General features: G+C 52.4%; 14 protein-coding genes. 13 read left to right on the forward strand and 1 reads right to left on the reverse strand.

Features of this window, described 5'->3' with window-relative positions; genetic code table 11:
- The first annotated feature begins 91 nt into the window (after positions 1–91).
- From CV944_RS07065 to rsmI, 8 genes are all read left to right on the forward strand, one after another.
- Complete coding sequence (locus CV944_RS07065; protein ID WP_080729565.1) at positions 92–382, forward strand: sigma factor G inhibitor Gin; 291 nt, start codon at positions 92–94, stop codon at positions 380–382.
- 318 nt (positions 383–700) lie between these two features.
- The gene (locus CV944_RS07070; RefSeq protein WP_044746532.1) at positions 701–2,140 is read left to right on the forward strand and encodes an aminotransferase class I/II-fold pyridoxal phosphate-dependent enzyme; all 1,440 of its coding nucleotides are present in this window, start codon (positions 701–703) and stop codon (positions 2,138–2,140) included.
- Positions 2,141–2,160: 20 nt separating this feature from the next.
- Positions 2,161–2,835 carry a dTMP kinase gene (gene tmk, locus CV944_RS07075; RefSeq protein ID WP_033009015.1) on the forward strand — a complete coding sequence of 225 codons (675 nt, stop codon included), beginning with the start codon at positions 2,161–2,163 and terminating at the stop codon, positions 2,833–2,835.
- Positions 2,836–2,872: 37 nt separating this feature from the next.
- Positions 2,873–3,865 (forward strand): DNA polymerase III subunit delta', encoded by a 993-nt coding sequence (holB, locus tag CV944_RS07080; protein ID WP_033009012.1) that lies wholly within the window; start codon positions 2,873–2,875, stop codon positions 3,863–3,865.
- Positions 3,866–3,878: 13 nt separating this feature from the next.
- Positions 3,879–4,706 (forward strand): PSP1 domain-containing protein, encoded by an 828-nt coding sequence (locus CV944_RS07085; RefSeq protein WP_033009010.1) that lies wholly within the window; start codon positions 3,879–3,881, stop codon positions 4,704–4,706.
- Positions 4,707–4,722: 16 nt separating this feature from the next.
- Positions 4,723–5,085 carry a DNA replication initiation control protein YabA gene (gene yabA, locus CV944_RS07090; RefSeq protein WP_033009009.1) on the forward strand — a complete coding sequence of 121 codons (363 nt, stop codon included), beginning with the start codon at positions 4,723–4,725 and terminating at the stop codon, positions 5,083–5,085.
- A 62-nt stretch (positions 5,086–5,147) separates the two neighbouring features.
- Positions 5,148–5,897, forward strand: coding sequence for a tRNA1(Val) (adenine(37)-N6)-methyltransferase (locus CV944_RS07095; RefSeq protein WP_044746533.1), 750 nt, complete (start codon positions 5,148–5,150; stop codon positions 5,895–5,897).
- A gap of 15 nt (positions 5,898–5,912) precedes the next feature.
- The gene (gene rsmI / locus CV944_RS07100; RefSeq protein WP_033009008.1) at positions 5,913–6,821 is read left to right on the forward strand and encodes a 16S rRNA (cytidine(1402)-2'-O)-methyltransferase; all 909 of its coding nucleotides are present in this window, start codon (positions 5,913–5,915) and stop codon (positions 6,819–6,821) included.
- 20 nt (positions 6,822–6,841) lie between these two features.
- Here rsmI and CV944_RS07105 read toward each other — a convergent pair whose 3' ends face one another.
- Entirely contained in the window at positions 6,842–7,135 is a 294-nt protein-coding gene (locus tag CV944_RS07105) for a transition state genes transcriptional regulator AbrB (protein ID WP_033009007.1), read from the reverse strand.
- 394 nt (positions 7,136–7,529) lie between these two features.
- Between CV944_RS07105 and metG the strand changes: the two genes are divergently transcribed.
- From metG to rsmA, 5 genes are all read left to right on the forward strand, one after another.
- Positions 7,530–9,479, forward strand: coding sequence for a methionine--tRNA ligase (gene metG / locus CV944_RS07110; protein ID WP_100659371.1), 1,950 nt, complete (start codon positions 7,530–7,532; stop codon positions 9,477–9,479).
- 133 nt (positions 9,480–9,612) lie between these two features.
- Complete coding sequence (locus CV944_RS07115; RefSeq protein WP_033009004.1) at positions 9,613–10,383, forward strand: TatD family hydrolase; 771 nt, start codon at positions 9,613–9,615, stop codon at positions 10,381–10,383.
- A gap of 197 nt (positions 10,384–10,580) precedes the next feature.
- Positions 10,581–11,786, forward strand: a complete 1,206-nt coding sequence (locus CV944_RS07120; RefSeq protein WP_033009002.1) for a G5 and 3D domain-containing protein — start codon at positions 10,581–10,583, stop codon at positions 11,784–11,786.
- A gap of 258 nt (positions 11,787–12,044) precedes the next feature.
- Positions 12,045–12,608 (forward strand): ribonuclease M5, encoded by a 564-nt coding sequence (gene rnmV / locus CV944_RS07125; RefSeq protein ID WP_033009000.1) that lies wholly within the window; start codon positions 12,045–12,047, stop codon positions 12,606–12,608.
- Positions 12,601–13,482 (forward strand): 16S rRNA (adenine(1518)-N(6)/adenine(1519)-N(6))-dimethyltransferase RsmA, encoded by an 882-nt coding sequence (rsmA, locus tag CV944_RS07130; protein WP_094239408.1) that lies wholly within the window; start codon positions 12,601–12,603, stop codon positions 13,480–13,482. The genes rnmV and rsmA overlap by 8 nt, the downstream gene beginning before the upstream one ends.
- The last annotated feature ends 35 nt before the right edge of the window (positions 13,483–13,517 follow it).

Raw genomic sequence — 13,517 nt, forward strand, 5'->3', positions numbered from 1 at the left:
TCCAGCGCCGATGGTAGTTGGGGCCAGCGCCCCTGCAAGAGTAGGTCGCTGCTAGGCGGAAAACAGAGCACCTCATTGTGCATGACGCGCAATGGGGTGTTTTTTTTACCCTTTATCGTCTACTAGTATAGAATGTTATCAGTGTGGGAAACATAGAGAATGGGAGGTGGAGAGCGTGGGGGCGCCGGTGATTGGGAAAAATCGACGTGAAAAAGTTTGTCTCGTTTGTGAGCAAGAAAAAGAGAAGGGCATTTTCCTTTTTGGCCATTTTCTTTGTATTGACTGCAACCAAGCGATTGTACAAACGAATACGGATGATCCAAATTACGCATTTTATGTGCAGAAGCTTCGGAAAATGGTTGCGTCGAAAATTTACTCATGAAGGCCTGTACAAGGCCTGTTTTTATTTTTCTTCGGGAAAAATGGCGGCCGCTGTCTGTTCATTTTCTTTCCGGCTGGTTCATGTTAATATTATTTTTAGCATTTCCCATCAGGCTGGCGAAACACAATGATTTCGGCCGACCCGTGTTTTGGGCTGCAAGGGAAGAGCTGTTTTGAAAAGGTTTCTCATCTTGGAAAAAGCACGTTTGGGGCCGATGGTTCAACCAATCATCAGCCTTCATACATATCGGGTGTCTGTGTACTTTTGGTGCATGCGGCCGTTGCACTTCGTAAATGATGATTAGGAAAGAGGATCATGATGGATCAAGCGAAAACTCCTTTATATGATGCATTGGCACGGCATTGGGCCCGCCGCCCCGTGTCTTTCCATGTGCCGGGGCATAAGTATGGGGCGTTGTTTCCGCCGCAGGCAACGGAATTTTTTGCGCCGTTGCTGGCTCTTGATGCGACGGAGATCGGGGGGCTTGACGATTTGCATCATCCGGAATCGGTTATCGCTGAGGCGCAGTCATTGGCGGCTGAACTGTATGGGGCTGCTAAGACATTTTTCCTTGTCAACGGGTCAACAGCGGGCAATTTAGCGATGATTGCCGCTGTATGCGATAAAAATAAACAGAAAGTCATCGTACAGCGCAACTGCCATAAGTCAGTGATGCATGCGCTGCAAATCGCGGGGGCGGCTCCGGTTCTCCTTTCCCCCGAATTTGACAGCGATGTACGCGTCGCCTCGCATGTTCGTGCCGAAGCTGTCAAGGAAGCGCTTGAGCTTCATCGCGATGCGGCGGCTGTTGTGTTGACCAATCCAAACTATTACGGGATGTCCATTGATGTAACGGACATCGTCCGCTTTGCCCATGAACGCGGCGTTCCCGTTCTAGTTGATGAAGCGCATGGCGCCCATTTTGCGGCTGGCCCGCCGTTTCCTCAGTCAGCGCTTGCCTGCGGCGCCGATGTCGTTATCCAGTCGGCGCATAAAACGCTGCCGGCGATGACGATGGGAGCGTTTTTGCATGTAAACAGCGAGCGGGTTGATCTTGAACGGTTGAAATATTTTTTGCAGTTGTTTCAGTCAAGCAGCCCGTCTTACCCGATTATGGCCTCGCTCGATTTGGCGCGGCGCTACGTCGCTCAGCTGACGGCGGACGATGTCGCGGCGATTGTCGCTGAAATTGACGGATTTAAGACAGCGCTTGATCGTATTAGCGGGGTGGCGGTCGTTTCCTCCCGTCAGCCCGGTGTTCAAACCGATCCGCTGAAGGTGACGGTGCAGACGCGCAGCTCGCTGACGGGCTATGAACTGCAGCGGCGTCTTGAGGAAGAAGGAGTGTTTGCCGAACTGGCTGATCCTTCCAATGTTTTGCTCATTTGCCCGCTTGCTGCCACTGGACGGTTGATGGAGGCGGCGGAGAAAATCAAATGGGCGTGGCGCGATCTGCCGGTTGAGGAAACGCCGCCGTTTGACTTCATCCCTTGCGTACATCCTCCGATGTCGACGGTGGTTCCATACGATGAGTTGCGCCATGTGCGGACAAAAGCCGTCGCGATCGAGGAGGCGGAAGGGTGCATAGCGGCGGAAACGGTTATTCCGTATCCACCCGGGGTGCCGCTCGTTTGGGTTGGGGAGCGGATTGACGGGCGCCATATTGAGCAGATTCGCCGTCTTCTCGGCCATCGGGCGCATATACAAGGAGGGAGCCGGCTTAGGCACGGGCAGCTGGTCGTCTATGAACTCGAATGAGAGAAAGGATGCCGTGAACGATGAACGGGTATTTTTTTTCGTTTGAAGGGCCGGAGGGGGCTGGAAAAACGACGATGGTCGGCAAGCTCGAATCGTTGTTGCGCAAGCGTGGATTTGACGTGATGGCGACGAGGGAGCCGGGCGGGGTGCGCATCGCCGAGGCGATTCGCGCCATTATTTTGAATCGCGATTATACGGAAATGGATGGACGGACGGAAGCATTGCTGTACGCGGCGGCCCGGCGCCAACACTTGCTCGAGAAGATCGTGCCGGCGCTTGAGGCGGGGCGCATTGTTCTTTGCGACCGGTTTGTGGACAGTTCGTTGGCTTACCAAGGGTTTGCCCGTGGGCTTGGCATTGAGGAGGTATGGAAAATTAACGAGTTTGCCATTGATGGATATATGCCATCGCTCACCATTTATTTCGATCTTGACCCAAAAATCGGGCTCGAACGGATTCGGAAACATACGGGGCGGGAGGTCAACCGGCTCGACCTCGAGGCGTTGTCTTTCCATACGAAAGTCAGGGAGGGGTACTGGAAGCTCGCCAAGCGGTTTGCCGACCGAATCGTGGTGATCGATGCGAGCCGGCCGCTCGATGTCGTGTTTGACGAGACGGCCGCGGCAGTGCTCGCCTGCCTGGAAGGAAGATCAAAGCGCGATTTCCATGAATCCGGCCGTGATGATTTGCCATAAACATGATAGAATAGAAGGTAAGAAATGAGAGAGAGTGATGGCGATGCGATGGGAGCAGCTGGCCAAGCATCAGCCGGTGGCGGCGAAAATGCTGCAAAGCGGCCTTGAAAAAGGGCGGATTTCCCATGCGTACTTGTTTGAAGGGCAGAGGGGGACGGGAAAAAAAGCCGCTAGCTTGTTGTTGGCAAAAAGCTTGTTTTGCTTGTCCCCGTCAGGAATCGCCCCGTGTTTGGAATGCCGCAACTGCCGGCGCATCGATTCCGGCAACCATCCGGACGTTCGGATGATCAGCCCGGATGGAGGGTCGATCAAGAAAGAGCAAATCGAATGGCTGCAACAAGAGTTTACAAAAACAGCCGTTGAGTCGGATAAGAAGATGTATATCGTCGAGCACGCCGATCAAATGACAGCCAGCGCAGCCAACAGCCTGCTGAAGTTTCTGGAGGAGCCGCATCCGGGAACGGTGGCCGTGCTGTTGACCGAGCAATATCACCGAATGTTAGGAACGATTATTTCCCGCTGTCAAGTTCTTTCTTTCCGACCGCTGCCGCCGGCGGAACTCGCGGCCCGGCTCATGGAGGAGCGCGTGCCGCCTTCGTTGGCGTTGCTGGCGGCCCACGTGACGAACAGCTACGATGAGGCGTTGGCGATCAGTCAAGACCGTTGGTTTGCTGATGCGCGAACGTTAGTGCTACAATTGTATGAGATGCTCGGCAAACCGGAGCTGCAGTTGCTGTTTTTCATCCACGATCGTGTGGTTCCGCACTTTTCGGAAAAACACCAGCTTGACCTTGGCCTCGATTTGCTTTTATATATATACCGCGATTTATTGCATATTCAGGTGGGACGGAGCGAGGGCGCCCTCTATCGCGACCATCTTGACCGCCTGCAGCAGTGGGCGCTTTCTTGCCCGCAGCGGCGGATTTTGGACAGCATGGAAGCGATTTTGCAAGCGAAAGCGCGTTTAAATACAACGAACATGAGCCAGGCGCTGTTGATGGAGCAGCTCGTTCTTCAATTAAAGCGGTAAAGGAGGGAGAGCGTTGTATACTGTCGTCGGTGTCCGCTTTAAAAAAGCGGGGAAAATTTATTATTTTGATCCAGGCGATTTCATCATTCCCGTCGGCGAATTTGTCATCGTCGAAACGGCGCGCGGCATTGAATACGGAAAAGTCGTCGTCGCCAATAAACAAGTCGATGAAAACGATGTGGTGCTGCCGCTGAAAAAAGTGATCCGCGTCGCGAACGAAAAAGACAAATGGGTCGTTGAAGAAAATAAAAAAGCGGCGCGCGAGGCGTACGACATTTGTTTGCGCAAAGTGGAAGAGCACGGGCTGGAAATGAAGCTTGTTGATGTTGAATATACGTTTGACCGCAACAAAGTCATCTTTTATTTCACCGCCGATGGCCGCGTCGATTTCCGTGAGCTTGTCAAAGACTTGGCCTCGATTTTCCGGACGCGCATCGAGCTGCGGCAAATCGGGGTGCGCGATGAGGCGAAAATGCTTGGCGGCATTGGACCGTGCGGCCGCATGCTTTGCTGTTCGACCTTTCTTGGCGATTTTGAGCCGGTGTCGATCAAGATGGCGAAGGATCAAAACTTATCGCTCAACCCGACGAAAATTTCCGGGTTGTGCGGACGTCTCATGTGCTGCTTAAAATATGAGAGCGAGGAGTACGAAACAGCGAAAGAACAACTTCCTGATTTAGGGGAATATGTCGAAACGCCGTATGGCTTTGGCAAAGTCGTCGGGTTAAACATTTTGGAGCGGGTGTTGCAGATCGAATTGCCGGAGCACGGGCGGGTCGTTGAATATACGCTCGATGAGCTGATGAAGAACGGGACGCTGTCCATTCGTGTCGCAGATTAATTTGGGGTGGGGCCATGTGGAAAAGGTAGACAAAAAAGAAGTGTTTCAATTGGTGGCCAATATGGAGGAGCAGCTGAGCCATTTTTACCGTGAGCTTGTGCAGCTGAAGCAACGCGTATCAGAACTTCTCGAGGAGAACCATCAGCTGCAGATTGAAAACGCCCATTTGCGCCGGCGGCTCGAGCAGATGTCGGAAGCATGGGATGAGGAGAAGAAAAAAGAAACGAAACAGGGCAAAAAGCTGCTTGACATTGGCGAAGGGTATGACAATTTGGCACGCCTTTACCAAGAAGGATTCCATATTTGCCACGTCCACTACGGAAGCGTTCGCACGGAAGGCGATTGTTTGTTTTGCTTGTCGTTTTTGAACAAAAAATAAAGGCAGTGCTCCCCTTTCCATTTCGGAAAGGTTATTTTTTTCTATGGAGGATTGTGCGCAAAATGGTGGAATTGTACGCAGATGAACGACTCGATTATTTGCTCAATGAGGAGCTTCGCATTATCCAAAGTCCGTCTGTGTTTTCCTTTTCCCTTGATGCCGTGCTGCTTGCCCATTTTGCCTACATGCCGATTCAAAAGGGGAAGATTGTCGATTTATGCACAGGCAATGGGGTCATCCCGCTGCTGTTAAGCCGGCGGACAAAGGGGAAGATTATCGGCATCGAAATTCAGGAGCGGCTTTGCGACATGGCGAGGCGGAGCGTCGCATACAACGGACTTGAAGGACAAATTGAAATCATACACGGTGACATTAAAGAGGCGCCGCAGCGCATCGGCTACAGCCAGTATGATGTTGTCACATGCAACCCTCCGTATTTTCCGACTGTTGGCCGAGAGGAGCTAAGCAAAAATGAACATTTTGCCATCGCCCGCCATGAAATTTACTGCACGCTGGAGGATGTCGTTCGTGTCAGCAGCCAGCTGCTGAAACAAGGCGGAAAGGCGGCGTTCGTCCATCGGCCTGGACGGCTGTCCGACCTTGTGACGTTTATGCGCCGATACCGGCTTGAGCCGAAACGGCTTCGGTTTGTATATCCAAAAGCGGGCAAAGAAGCGAACATGATTTTAATCGAGGGGATGAAAGATGCGAACCCGGACTTAAAAGTGTTGCCCCCGCTCATCGTGTATGGTGAGGATGATGAATATACCGAAGAAACGAAGCGCATTCTATACGGCATCATTTCATCGTAAAGGGGCGGGAGACGGATGCTTTGGCACCAAAAAAGCTTTGCTGACCGGGATAAACAAGGAACGCTGTACATCGTGCCGACGCCGATCGGCAATTTGGACGATATGACGTTTCGCGCTGTGCGGATCCTGCGGGAGGCGGACGTGATCGCTGCGGAAGACACAAGGCAGACGAAAAAGCTGTTGTCGCATTTCGACATTCATACGCCGCTCGTCAGCTACCATGAACACAATAAATATGCGAGCGGCCGGCAGCTTGTCGAATGGCTGAAAGAAGGGAAAACGGTGGCGCTGGTGAGCGACGCCGGCATGCCCGGCATTTCCGACCCTGGCTATGAGCTTGTTGCTGCTGCACTGGATGAACGGTGCCGCGTCGTGCCGCTTCCCGGAGCCAACGCGGCAGTGACGGCGCTCGTCGCCTCCGGGCTGCCAACGGAGCGTTTTTTGTTCGTCGGTTTTTTGGACCGGTCGAAAAAAGAAAAACGAGAGCAGCTGCTGTCGTTGAAAACAGCGCGGGAAACGTTGATTTTTTATGAGGCGCCCCATCGCTTGAAAGAAACGCTTGCTGTCATGTACGACGTGTTCGGTGAACGGCGCATTGCTCTTTGCCGTGAGCTGACGAAACGGTTTGAGGAATTCATCCGCGGCGATTTGAGCGAGGCGGTTGCTTGGGCCGAGACGGCGGACATCCGCGGCGAATTTTGCCTCATTGTCGAAGGGGCGCGCGGCGGTGGACATGAAGCCATGCAAGAGGAGGGGGCATGGTGGCAGCCGCTGTCGATTGTCGAACATGTCGACTATTATGTTCAAGAGCAGGGCCTTTCCGTAAAAGAAGCCGCAAAGCAGGCAGCGGCTGATCGGCATATGTCCAAACGCGACGTCTATCAACAGTACCATCAGCAGCAAGAAAAAAAAGAGTTTCTCTGAAACCAGAGAAACTCTTTTTTTTACTCGTTGTCCGCCGCTTCTTGCAAATGCTGGCGGATTTCCTGCAGCAAAATTTCCGCGCCTTCGCGGCTTAAAATGATTTTGCCGCCCGCTAATTTAAAGTTGTCGTCCGATACTTCCCCCGTGACGACGCATGTCATATTCGGCTTATATTTTTTCAAAATGATGCGATCGTCATCGACGTAAATTTCCAATGCATCCTTTTCGTTAATGTCCAGTGTACGGCGCAACTCAATCGGGATGACGACACGGCCCAACTCATCGACTTTACGTACGATCCCCGTCGATTTCATCGTCTGCTCTCCTCTCCGCAATGATTTTTGTCGTTTATTCGTCAATATTCGACAAATTTCCTACACCCTAATCATATCAGTGTTTCCATTATGCGTCAATCCTTTAATATGTAAAATTTAAAAAAAATGTATATTGTTATTGTGGAAAAAAGTTTGTGGTTGGGTATAAAGGAACATGAACCATTTTATTTGCCAAAACTCTATCCCTCTATAATAAATTCGCGGCGATTGCCCAAAATAAGGAGGTATTTTTGCCCATTTGCGTATATTTTTTTCGTCAAGGAGAAATAGATGTTTTTGTACAATGAAAAAATTATGTAAAATAGAAGTAACGCCGCTCTCGTCCTCAGGACGGGGGCTTTTGTGCGCAACAGTACGAGGGAGGGCCTAACCGATGGAGAAAAAGACGTTTTATTTGACGACGCCGATTTATTACCCAAGCGACAAATTGCACATTGGCCATGCTTATACGACCGTGGCGGGGGATGCGATGGCTCGCTATAAGCGGCTGCGCGGCTATGATGTCATGTATTTGACCGGAACGGACGAACATGGGCAAAAAATTCAGCGCAAGGCGCAAGAAAAAGGGGTCACGCCGCAGCAATATGTCGACGACATTGTCGCCGGCATCCAAGAGTTGTGGAGAAAACTGGACATTTCATACGACGATTTTATCCGGACGACACAGGAGCGGCATAAAAAAATTGTCGAAAAGATTTTCGCCCGTCTTGTCGAACAAGGCGATATTTATTTAGGCGAGTATGAAGGCTGGTACTGCACGCCGTGCGAATCGTTTTACACCGAACGGCAGCTTGTTGACGGCAACTGCCCAGACTGCGGCCGGCCTGTTGAAAAAGTGAAAGAAGAGTCGTACTTTTTCCGGATGAGCAAATACGTCGACCGCCTGCTGCAATATTACGAAGAAAATCCAGATTTCATCCAGCCGGAATCGCGGAAAAACGAGATGATCAACAACTTCATCAAGCCGGGGCTCGAGGACTTGGCTGTATCGCGGACGACGTTTGACTGGGGCATTAAAGTGCCGGGTGACCCGAAGCACGTCATTTACGTCTGGATCGATGCGCTGGCCAACTACATCACAGCGCTCGGCTACGGTACGGACAACGATGAAAAGTTTCACAAATATTGGCCGGCGGATGTCCATCTCGTCGGCAAGGAGATCGTCCGCTTCCATACGATTTACTGGCCGATCATGCTGATGGCGCTCGGCCTGCCGCTGCCGAAAAAAGTGTTCGGACATGGCTGGCTGCTGATGAAAGATGGGAAAATGTCGAAATCGAAAGGCAATGTCGTGGATCCGGTGATGATCATTGACCGGTACGGGCTTGATGCACTCCGCTACTATTTGCTGCGGGAAGTGCCGTTTGGCTCTGACGGGGTGTTTACGCCGGAAGGGTTTATCGAGCGCATCAATTACGATTTGGCCAACGATTTAGGCAATTTGTTGCACCGGACCGTCGCGATGATTGAGAAATATTTTGGCGGCGCGATTCCGCCGTACCGCGGCCCGAAAACGCCGTTTGACCGAGATCTTTCCGAAACGGCGCGCGAGGTTGTCCGTCAATATGAAGAGGCAATGGAGCGGATGGAGTTTTCCGTTGCCCTCTCCGCCGTTTGGCAGCTGATTGGCCGAACGAACAAATATATCGACGAAACGCAGCCATGGGTGTTGGCGAAAGAGGAAAGCAAACGGGAGGAACTTGCCTCTGTCATGGCCCATCTAGCCGAATCGCTCCGCCATACGGCGGTGTTGCTGCAGCCGTTTTTGACGCGCACGCCGGAGCGCATCTTCACCCAGCTCGGCATCAGCGACCGTTCATTGAAAGAGTGGGACAGCCTGTACGATTTCGGCCTTATTCCGGAAGGGACGAACGTGCAGAAAGGGGAGCCGCTCTTCCCACGCTTGGATATCGGCGTTGAAGTCGAGTACATTAAGGCGCATATGCAAGGCGGCAAACCGGCGGAAGCGGCCAAAGAGGAAAAACAAGCGGCTCGGGCGGAGGAAATCTCCATCGACGACTTTGCGAAAGTCGACTTGCGCGTCGCCGAAGTCGTGCACGCCGAGCGAATGAAAAACGCCGACAAGCTGCTGAAGCTCCAGCTTGATCTCGGCGGCGAGAAGCGGCAAGTGATTTCCGGCATCGCCGAGTTTTACAAGCCGGAGGAACTTGTCGGCAAAAAGGTCATTTGCGTCGCCAACTTAAAACCGGCCAAGCTGCGCGGCGAATGGTCGGAAGGAATGATTTTGGCCGGCGGCAGCGGCGACGGCTTTTCGTTGGCAACCGTCGACCAGCACGTGCCAAACGGCACAAAAATCAAATAATGCAACGGATGAGGGGGTGTCGTCGTTGACACCTCCTTGTTGCTATTTTGTAATGGAAATGTTACTGAGTTGTGACATACGTAACCAATTTCTATGCTACACTTAACATCAAGGTGGAAAAGAGGGACTTCGTATGCTTTTTGACACTCATGCTCATTTGAACGCCGTCCAATATGAGGAAGACTTGGAGCAAGTGATCGAGCGCGCCCGCGCTGAAGGAGTTTCGCACATCGTGGTTGTCGGGTTTGACCGGCCGACGATTGACCGGGCGATCGAGCTCGCTGAGCGATATCCGTTTATTTATGCAGCGGTCGGCTGGCATCCGGTCGATGCGATTGATATGACCGATGACGACTTGGAGATGATTGAACAGCTCGCCGCCCATCCGAAAGTGGTGGCCCTCGGCGAGATGGGACTCGATTACCATTGGGACAAATCGCCGAAAGACGTGCAGCAAGACGTTTTCCGCCGGCAAATCGCGCTGGCGAAAAAAGTGAAGCTGCCGATCATCATCCATAACCGTGAGGCAACAGCCGATATTTTAAAAATTTTGCAAGAGGAAAACGCTGCTGAAGTCGGTGGGATTATGCATTGTTTCAGCGGCAGCGTTGAGGTGGCCAAACAATGCATTGACATGAACTTTTTCATTTCCCTTGGCGGCCCGGTCACGTTTAAAAATGCGAAAAAGCCGAAAGAAGTGGCGAAAGAAATTCCGCTCCGCCATTTGTTAATCGAGACGGATTGCCCGTACTTAACGCCTCACCCTTTCCGTGGAAAACGAAATGAGCCGAGCTATGTCAAATACGTTGCCGAGGCCATCGCGGAAATTAAAAACGTTTCTTTTGCCGAAGTAGCGGAAACAACGGCGGAAAATGCCAAAAAATTGTTCGCCATCGACCGCTAAAATTAGGCGTCGAATAGCGGGGAGGCTTGTCGAAGGTGCGGCGAAGACGATAAAATTCTACAAATTCAGCCGATATGAACCAACCGCGTGTCGACAAGTCTCCCTTCCTTTTTCACTGAATTTTCTGCATAATAGAGTATGCTCGCGCGTACATGTTAGAGGGAGAGGGGATTTCAGAGGAAAAGGAGGCGTTTCCGATGTTGCCAAACAGGAGAAAGTGGCTGGACTTATGGAGGAAAAATGCGACCGTTACGGCGAGCGGATTTCTCGCCATCTCGGCAACCACAGGGGTGGCCGGCTACGAGATGGCCAAAGATGATGTAACGCTCACGATCAACGGAAAAAAGCAGGAAATCCGCACTTATGCGAAGGATGTGGAGGAACTGCTTGAGGAACAAGGCATTCAGCCTCGCAAGGAAGATTACGTCTATCCGTCTCTAAATACACCGATCACCGACGATCTTCACATCATTTGGGAAGCAAGCAAAGAAGTGACATTGACGATCAATGGAAAAAAGAAAAAAGTGTGGACGACGGCCGATACGGTCGGGGAATTGCTCCGTTCGCAACACGTGGCAGTCGGGCCGCATGACAAAGTGGCGCCGTCGCTTTCCGCCAAAGTTCAAAAAGGCATGAACATCGGCATTGAAAGGGCGTTTCCGGTTCGCCTAAATGTCGGCGGCAAACAGCAACAGGCATGGACCACTTCGACTACGGTCGCTGACTTTTTGAAACAGCAAGGGATCTCGTTGGGCCAATGGGACCGAATTGAACCTTCCTTGCAAGAAACAGTCAAAGCTGGGATGACGGTTTACATCGTTCGGATTAAAAAAGTCACCGATGTAGTGGAAGAGCCCGTCGACTTTGCCGTGGTGACGAAGCGGGACGATTCGCTGCCAAAAGGAGAGCGGCGCGTCATTGCACCCGGGGAAAAGGGAAAAATCGAAAAAACGTATGAAGTGACATTGGAAAACGGCAAAGAAGTGGCGCGCAAATTGCTGGCGACAAGAACGATAAAAGAGAGCAAACCGCGCATTGTCGCCATTGGCACTAAAACGGTGCACCCGGTTGCATCATCCGGCCGGCCGTCCTCGCGCGGCGCCGATCAAGCCGCGAAGGAGTTTTACGTCACCGCCACCGCCTATACCGCCTATTGTGCGGGTTGCTCAGGCATAACGAGCACAGGCATCAATTTGCGCCAAAATCCTTCCGTCAAAGTGATTGCCGTCGACCCGTCCATCATCCCCCTCGGGTCGAAGGTGTATGTGGAAGGATACGGATATGCCATTGCCGCTGACACCGGCTCAAGCATTCGCGGATATAAAATCGACGTGTTTTTCCCGGAACGGTCGGATGCGTTTCGTTGGGGCAGAAAGCGTGTCAAAATACGGGTGCTGCCATAGAAAGGCGATTGGAGAATGCAAGCGGAGGGGTTTTTCCCCTCTGCTTTTTTTCGCTATAATGGCATTGGGCCGCAACAATGCGCGTATTGCTCCATCTGTCTAATTAGACTTCTGATGCAGAAAAAAGTTTCAACAAAGTTGAAAAAATAAAATAGGGGCATGGAGCGGCGGCGGTTCGCTCTACCCTTTATTTTACCGGAAAGGAGGCATTGCAGAAATAGGAAAAATCGCTCATTCCGCTGTTTCTGCAATGATGGGATGAAGATTAAAGAAGTGATTGTCGTGGAAGGGAAAGATGATACAGCGGCGATCCGGCGCGCCGTTGATGCCGATACGATCGAAACAAACGGGGCGGCGGTGGGGGCGGAAGTCATCGAACGGATCAAGCTGGCGAAAGAGCGGCGCGGGGTGATCATCTTCACCGATCCCGACTTCCCCGGCGAGAAAATCCGCCGCACGATTGCCGAGCAAGTGCCGGGATGCAAACACGCCTTTTTGCCGCGCGAAGCCGCGAAAGCGAGAAGCGGGAAGGGCATTGGGGTCGAGCACGCTTCCCCCGACGACATTCGCCAGGCGCTTGCGAACGTGTATGAAGAGACAGCCGATTGGGAAGAAGAAATTACGTTTGCAGAATTGATTGAAGCCGGACTGGTTGGCGGGGAGATGGCGCGCCGGCGCCGGCAGCGGCTCGGGGAGGAGCTGAAAATCGGTTATGCCAACGGCCGACAGTTTCATAAGCGGCTGAAAGTGTTCCGCATTTCCCGAGACGCCTTTTACGCCGCGCTGGCGCAAGTGATGCGGGAGGAGGCGGGCGATGCATAAAGACATTGCAACACCGGGGCGGACGAAAGAAATTTTGGAGCGGTATGGTTTTTCGTTTAAAAAAAGCCTCGGACAAAACTTTTTGATTGACGCGAACATTTTGCGGAAAATTGTTGATGCTGCCGGCGTCTCCAGCGATACGGGGGCGATTGAAATCGGACCCGGCATCGGGGCGTTGACCGAACAGCTCGCACGGCGGGCAAAAAAGGTCGTTGCCTTTGAAATCGATGGCCGGCTGCTGCCGATTTTGGCGGATACATTGTCCCCCTACGACAATGTGCGCATTATTCACCAAGATGTGTTGAAGGCGGATTTGCATGCGGTCATTGCGGAAGAGCTGGCCGATGTGAACGACCGGATGGTGGTCGCTAACTTGCCGTATTATGTGACCACACCGATCATTATGAAGCTGCTTACCGACCGGCTCCCAATCCGCGGCATCGTCGTCATGCTGCAAAAAGAGGTGGCCGACCGCCTCGCTGCCAGGCCGGGAACGAAAGATTACGGCTCGCTGACGATTGCTGTGCAGTATTACACAGAGGCGGAAGTCGTGATGGCGGTGCCGCGCACCGTGTTTATGCCGCAGCCAAACGTCGATTCCGCCGTCATCCGGCTGACGAAACGGGCCCATCCGCCTGTCGCTGTTGAGGATGAGGACGTGTTTTTCCAAGTGGTGCGGGCGAGCTTTGCTCAGCGCCGCAAAACGCTGCTCAATAATTTAGTGAGCAGCTTGCCAGGCGGAAAAGAGAACAAAGAACAAATCGAACAGGCGCTTGTTGCGGTGGGCATCGATCCGCGCCGCCGCGGGGAAACGCTTCATATAACCGAGTTTGCCTCGTTAAGCAACGCATTGGCGCCGCTTTTTCGCCGTTGAGGCCGCAGCAGCTGAAAACAGGCGTCTATCACCTA

The sequence above is a fragment of the Geobacillus sp. WSUCF-018B genome, from assembly GCF_002809985.1.
In the GTDB taxonomy this organism is placed as follows: Bacteria; Bacillota; Bacilli; order Bacillales; family Anoxybacillaceae; genus Geobacillus; species Geobacillus thermophilus.

What these genes read in the sequence shown, in the direction of transcription:
- CV944_RS07070 (WP_044746532.1), top strand. Translation starts at nt 701, where the DNA reads ATGGATCAAGCGAAAACTCCTTTATATGATGCATTGGCACGGCATTGG.
- holB (WP_033009012.1), top strand. Translation starts at nt 2,873, where the DNA reads ATGGCGATGCGATGGGAGCAGCTGGCCAAGCATCAGCCGGTGGCGGCG.
- rnmV (WP_033009000.1), top strand. Translation starts at nt 12,045, where the DNA reads ATGAAGATTAAAGAAGTGATTGTCGTGGAAGGGAAAGATGATACAGCG.
- tmk (WP_033009015.1), top strand. Translation starts at nt 2,161, where the DNA reads ATGAACGGGTATTTTTTTTCGTTTGAAGGGCCGGAGGGGGCTGGAAAA.
- CV944_RS07115 (WP_033009004.1), top strand. Translation starts at nt 9,613, where the DNA reads ATGCTTTTTGACACTCATGCTCATTTGAACGCCGTCCAATATGAGGAA.
- CV944_RS07095 (WP_044746533.1), top strand. Translation starts at nt 5,148, where the DNA reads ATGGTGGAATTGTACGCAGATGAACGACTCGATTATTTGCTCAATGAG.
- rsmA (WP_094239408.1), top strand. Translation starts at nt 12,601, where the DNA reads ATGCATAAAGACATTGCAACACCGGGGCGGACGAAAGAAATTTTGGAG.
- CV944_RS07065 (WP_080729565.1), top strand. Translation starts at nt 92, where the DNA reads ATGGGGTGTTTTTTTTACCCTTTATCGTCTACTAGTATAGAATGTTAT.
- CV944_RS07120 (WP_033009002.1), top strand. Translation starts at nt 10,581, where the DNA reads ATGTTGCCAAACAGGAGAAAGTGGCTGGACTTATGGAGGAAAAATGCG.
- metG (WP_100659371.1), top strand. Translation starts at nt 7,530, where the DNA reads ATGGAGAAAAAGACGTTTTATTTGACGACGCCGATTTATTACCCAAGC.
- CV944_RS07105 (WP_033009007.1), bottom strand. Translation starts at nt 7,135, where the DNA reads ATGAAATCGACGGGGATCGTACGTAAAGTCGATGAGTTGGGCCGTGTC.
- rsmI (WP_033009008.1), top strand. Translation starts at nt 5,913, where the DNA reads ATGCTTTGGCACCAAAAAAGCTTTGCTGACCGGGATAAACAAGGAACG.